The organism is Bacillus sp. FAU20 (assembly GCF_056033865.1).
On record NZ_JBVYHY010000013.1, the window covers coordinates 131,964 to 138,050 of the forward strand.

A 6,087-nucleotide genomic window follows, 5' to 3' on the forward strand; every position below is an offset into this window, starting at 1 on the left:
ATTTTACAAAGGAGAAAAAACTATGAAAAAATTATTTAGTATATTATTAGCATTTGTATTAATGTTTTCTGCATTACCTAATTTTTTAGTCAATGCAGCATCAAAAGATAAGGGATCTTTAACAATTCATAAGTATGAACAAGAAAAAGCCCCAGATGTAGGTTTAAATAGTAATGGTTCAACAGATCAGGAAGTACCTGCGGATGCAAAGCCATTAGCAGGCGTAACATTTGAGATTAAACAAATTGCTTCTTTTGAGAAAATTACAAGTGATGGAACAGATTGTAAAGGAAAATGTAAAACCTGTAGATAATGCGACACCAATTAAGTTAACAACAAATGAAAAAGGTGAAGCGGTATTCTAAAGACTTACCTTTAGGGCGTTATGAAGTAAAGGAAATTGCAGGGCCACCACATGTTAACTTAAATCCAAATACGTATACAGTGGATATTCCAATGACAAGTGCAAATGGCGATGTATTAAACTATGATGTTCATATTTATCCAAAGAATGAAATTAAGCGCGGTGCTGTAGAATTAACAAAAACAGGTGCAAAGGATAAAACACTAGCAGGGGCGGAATTCTCATTATTTAAAGAAGATGGTACAGAAATTCAAAAAAATCTAGTAACAGGTGCGGATGGTAAAATTCGTGTACAAGGACTAGCATATGGTAAGTACTACTTCCAAGAAACAAAAGCACCTACTGGATATGTTCTAGATCCAACAAAATATGAATTTTTCATTAAAGAATCAGGTGCCATTAATCCTGATGGATCAATTAAATCTGGGGTTGTTGTAGAAGTTAAAGTGAAAAACTACGAAGAACCGGAAATTGATAAAAAAATCAATGGCGATTTAGAAACGCTACCGATTAATCCAAAGAAAGATTACACATATGATATTAAAACATTAATTCCAGAGGATATTAAAGATTATAAAAAATATGTTGTAACAGACACACTAGATAACCGATTAGTGATTCAGGGTAAACCAATTGTAAAAATTGATGGTGTAGAAGTAGATGCAAGTGTAGTAGAAGTACTTGTAGAAGGTCAAAAGGTAACAGCTACAGTAAAAGACTTTACAAAATTAGATGGAAAAAAACAATTCCATTTACAAATTACATCACAAATTAAAGAAGGCGTACCAGCTGGAACGGAGATTCCAAATACAGCAAAAGTTGAATTTACAAATAACCATGATGTAACGAAAGAAAAAGAAACAAAACCAGTTATTGTAGTTCCAACAATAGGTAACATTGCTTTAACAAAAGTTGATGGTGAAGATCATACAAAGACACTACAAGGCGCGGAATTTGAATTACGTGATAAAAACGGTAAAGTAGTCGTAGTAGAAGGTAAAGAAGTGAAAGGTGTATCAGATGCAAATGGCGTGATTCACTGGAACAACATTCCTTATGGAGAATACCAAATTGTTGAGACAAAAGCACCTATCTATACAAAAGAAGATGGTACAACAGGTTCTTATCAATTATTAAAAGATCCAATTAATATCACAATAGATGCAAATCATCAGACAATCAAATTAACTGTAGAGAATCATAAGAGTGGTTGGAATTTACCATCTACAGGTGGTATGGGCACAATCCTCTTTACTACAGTGGGTCTTTTATTAATGGGTGCGGCAGTATTTATCTTTATTAGAAGAAAGACTGTAAACCAATAAGTTTTTATAAAAATATAATGCTTAATGTGAAAAGGGGAGAAGCGAATGCTTTCCTCTTTTTCATATTTTAATAGATGAAGGAGTTACTATGAAACGAAATATTATCTTTGGATGTATTTTTGTATTGGGATTAGGGATTTTCTTATATCCAACAATCAGCAATTGGTTCGCAACTAGAGCACATTACTCTCAGGTTAGTTCTTATGATGCAAAAGTAAAAGCTCTTCAAAAGGGGGAGCTGGAACGCAGAGAAAAGGAAGCAAAGGCGTATAATAAGAACGTACAAGGTTCCATTCAAACTTTTGCAGACCCATTTGCAGAAAAAGAAAAGCCTAGTGGAAAATCTTATGCGGATGCACTCAACATCGGTGATGTGATGGGGTATGTGGAAATTCCAAAAATCAAGGTAAAACTACCTATCTATCAAGGAACTTCTGAGGAAGTATTAAGCCGTGGGGTAGGACATTTAGATAAATCTTCTTTACCTGTGGGAGGAAAAGGAACACATACTGTATTAACAGGGCATCGCGGCCTACCTTCGGCAATATTGTTTACAGATTTAAATAAAATGAAAGAGTCAGATGTATTTTATATTCATTCTTTAGATAAGATTCTTGCGTATCAAGTAGATCAAATTAACGTGGTATTACCAAGTGAAACAGAGGATTTACTGATTGTAAATGATCAGGATTACGCCACATTACTAACTTGTACACCTTATGGTGTAAATACGCATCGATTATTAGTGAGAGGGCATCGGATCCCATATGAGGCAACAGGAAAAGAGAAACCCAAGAGAAAATCGTTCAGAATCACCTATTGTAGAAAATTGGGTGATTATTGCGGCAATGGGTATTCTGTTTATTGGTTTCGTCTTACTTTTAATGAAAAGAAGGAAGGAGTCTTCTGTTGAAAAACGATAAAATATATTAATATAAAATTAACCCTCTCAGTTTCCTGGGAGGGAAATTGTAATCTCCTAATGTTTTTGAAAACGTATTAAGAGAAGTGGTGATTTTATCCATTTTAGAAGGCGATTCCTCCTTCAAATAGGGCGCAAGGTCGTGAAGTGAGAGGAGTTTAAAGTACAGTGTTTTTTTCACGGTATTGCTTAGGTGTCGTACTTGTAAATCTTTTAAAAACCTTTATAAAATAACTTTGATCATGGAAATTTAACATATGACAAATTGTAGAGACAGGATATTGGGTCAAGGTTAATATTCTTTTTGCCTCTTCTATTCGCTCTCTTTGGATATACTGTTTTAATGGAATTCCAACTTCTTTTTTAAAGATATCTGATAAGTAGCTCGGATTTATTTGTATATAATTTGCAAGAGCATTAACAGTGATATCATTATAAATATTTCTAGCAATATAGTCTAAACACATATTTATCTTCTTAGAATATTGTTTCTCATTATATTCTTTCACAGAATCTGCAAATGTACATAAAGCCTCTTCAATTAGTCGATTTGCGGCATATATGTTATCTATTTGTTCAATCTTTTGTATATAGAGATCACTAATTGAAAAGGCAATTTCAGAAGGAAGATTCCCCTTGATTGCATATCGAGTAGCTAACGTAATGGCAATAATTCCATTGTTTTTTTGGTTTCTAAGTTGATTTGTTTTGGATAATATACCCGCATTTTCTTGAGGAAAGGAGTAGGCGTATTTTATGAGCTTTTCTTTATTTCCTTCAGTAATAGCTGAGAAAAACTGTTCCTCTAATGTTATATTGTAGTCATTAGAATGATTTTGCCTTTTTGCTGAAATATATATGTTAGGGTCTAAAAGTGGATAAGATGATTCATTTAGTATTTTATTTTTTTCCCAAAAGGTATGCATATCTAACTTTTCGTTAAAAATTATGTAATGTAGCAAAAGACCTATATGGATAAAAAGAAGTTTATTATATACAGGTACAGAATCAAAGTATGCAGTGATATCTTTTAGGGTAATATTTGAATTAAATATGTGAAGAAGCTGCATAACCATATCTTGTGATATTTTTTTTTCTATAGAAGGTCCTATAATTAAAGTTCCTTGTATAGATTCTTGATTATTTATACGAATGAAAATAAAATTTTCTAGGCAACGATTAGTCTTGAGAATAGGAAAGTTATCAAGCTTATTTTTCACATAGGATATATTTAGATAATCCTCTTTACAAGAGTAGAGAGGATTGTAATTCATGTCATTTTCATATTCAAATGATATATGATTACTTGTAGTTAAAAAATGAATTGGTATTGAAAATGATTGATGTATAAGATTGCAGACGTATTTTAAATCAATGAATGTGGCCATAATAATCCTCCTGTAATAATTTCTATTATAAGTAAATAATTGCCTTAAATATCCATGATGTCAAGTGAATATATGCATGAATTTAATGGAATTTATTTTCAGGAAGCACATAGGAATTTTGGGAACTGTTTTTTCTGTTACGAGGTTCTTATATTGTTAAAATGTAATGTTATGCTAATCTAGATTTTTATCTATATACTTTTAATTGTCTGTTATTTGTTTTAATTCATTTATTTATATCATTTTGAGTGCTCCAATAATGGGGTCTTTTTTATACAAATAACAGCTAATCTAGAAGTCCTTTTTTAGGTATATAAGTTAGTAGAAAGTAAATAATCACCACCTATAATTTAAAAACTCTTTTCCTAGTTATGATGCTACAATTAACTAAGAAAAGGATCTCTTCAGTCTTTGCTACAATAAAGTATACTTTTCACGATATTGTTTCGGTGTCATATTAGTAAATTTTTTAAATACTTTTGTAAAGTAGCTCTGATCATTAAAATTTAACCATGTACAAATGTCAACTAAAGTATATGTAGTTAAAGTCAATAATTTCTTTGCTTCTTCTACACGTTCTTTTTGTATATGTTCACTTAAGGAGATACCGACCTCTTTTTTGAATAAATTAGATAAGTAACTGGCATTTAATTTTATATTCTTTGCAACAATGCTTAAGTTGATTTTATTGTAAATATTTTTAGAAATATAATCTAAGCAGGTAACTATAGTTTTTGTATACTTGTGAGTATTGTATTCTTTTACCCGATCTGCAAATTTGCATAAAGCCTCTTCTATTAATCGATTTACGGATTCTATATTATCTAATTGATCAAGAATTTGTATATATAAAGTACTAAGTGAAAAAGTAATTTCTGATGGAAGTATTTCCTTCAATCGCATATTGGGCGGCTAGAGTCATCATAACAATACCATGATTTTTTTTATCTCTGAGCTTACTTACTTTAGAAAGAAGTAATAATCTTATCTGGAGAAGAAGCATATATATGTTCTAATACTTTTTCTTTATTCCCTTCTTTAATTGCTGTAAAAAATTGTTTTTCTAATGTTATATCGTGCAGGTTTAAACTATTTTGTCTTCTTGATGAAATATATAAATCAGGGTTCGGAGACGGATAATCTGTTTCATTTAATAATTTATTCTGTTTCCAGACATTACTGATATCTAATTTTTGTTTAAACAGTAAGTAATGAAATAAAATTCCTATATCAACTAAAGTAAGCTTTTTGATTATTGGTATAGACTGAAAAAACGCTATTCTATCTTCTATTTTGACGCTTGGATGAAATTCTTTTGTTAATTTAATTATGGTATCCCTAGATAAGCTTGTATAGGTAGCAGGACCAATAATGAGAGTTCCTTTTCCATATACATGATCTATCATATGAATTAAAATAAATTGCTCTTGAAAAGGATTAGTACGAATAATAGGGAAATTATCTGGATCATTTTGCTGATAAAGTGCACTTAAGTAGGCTTCTTTACACTGATAAAACGGATTATGTATATCAATAGAACTATATTCAAATAAAATTTTGTAATCCTCAGATATAAAACGGACAGGAACTGAAAATGATTGATGTATTAAATAAGAAAGATACTTTATATCAGTATCTGTATGCATATTATCACCTTCTAAACTTGAAATATTTTTACGGATAAAAGGAGCATCTTTGTTAGAACATGCAAAGTATAGCTTAATAAGGGAAAATAACGACAATTAATTACATGGAAAAATAGCATATTTCTAGAAAATACGCTTAGTATGTAGCATTTTTAATAATTAACTGAGAGTTTTTCTTTTAAAATCAAGATACAATTTGCACCATAAAATTTAACATGATTTTATAATCCTAATTCGCTAGATTTACTTATTTCGCTATATAATACAGAATAATTTCCTTTGTAGAAATGATGTCATATGGTGATTTAGAACTATAAAGATCGAAGCGGCGCACGAAAAACGCGAAAGCGTTTCACGATAAATGCGAAAACCGTAACTTTGAGACATGGCAGTGGTGGTTAAATAACGGCTTGCATAACTGAACGAATAGGTTACACAGACA

Annotated in this window: 1 protein-coding gene and 3 pseudogenes; 2 read left to right on the forward strand and 2 right to left on the reverse strand. The window is 30.8% G+C overall.

The annotated features are described in order from the left end of the window. Window positions 1-22: 22 nt before the first annotated feature. Window positions 23-1,689, forward strand: a pseudogene (locus AC0OM3_RS11875) (SpaH/EbpB family LPXTG-anchored major pilin). Between the two features lie 88 nt (window positions 1,690-1,777). Further along, window positions 1,778-2,612: pseudogene (locus AC0OM3_RS11880) on the forward strand (class C sortase). 157 nt (window positions 2,613-2,769) lie between these two features. Here the strand turns inward: AC0OM3_RS11880 and AC0OM3_RS11885 are convergent. After that, on the reverse strand, window positions 2,770-3,999 hold the full coding sequence (locus AC0OM3_RS11885; RefSeq protein ID WP_474211955.1) for a helix-turn-helix domain-containing protein: 1,230 nt from the start codon (window positions 3,997-3,999) through the stop codon (window positions 2,770-2,772). A 414-nt stretch (window positions 4,000-4,413) separates the two neighbouring features. Continuing rightward, window positions 4,414-5,645, reverse strand: a pseudogene (locus AC0OM3_RS11890) (helix-turn-helix domain-containing protein). Between the last annotated feature and the right edge of the window lie 442 nt (window positions 5,646-6,087).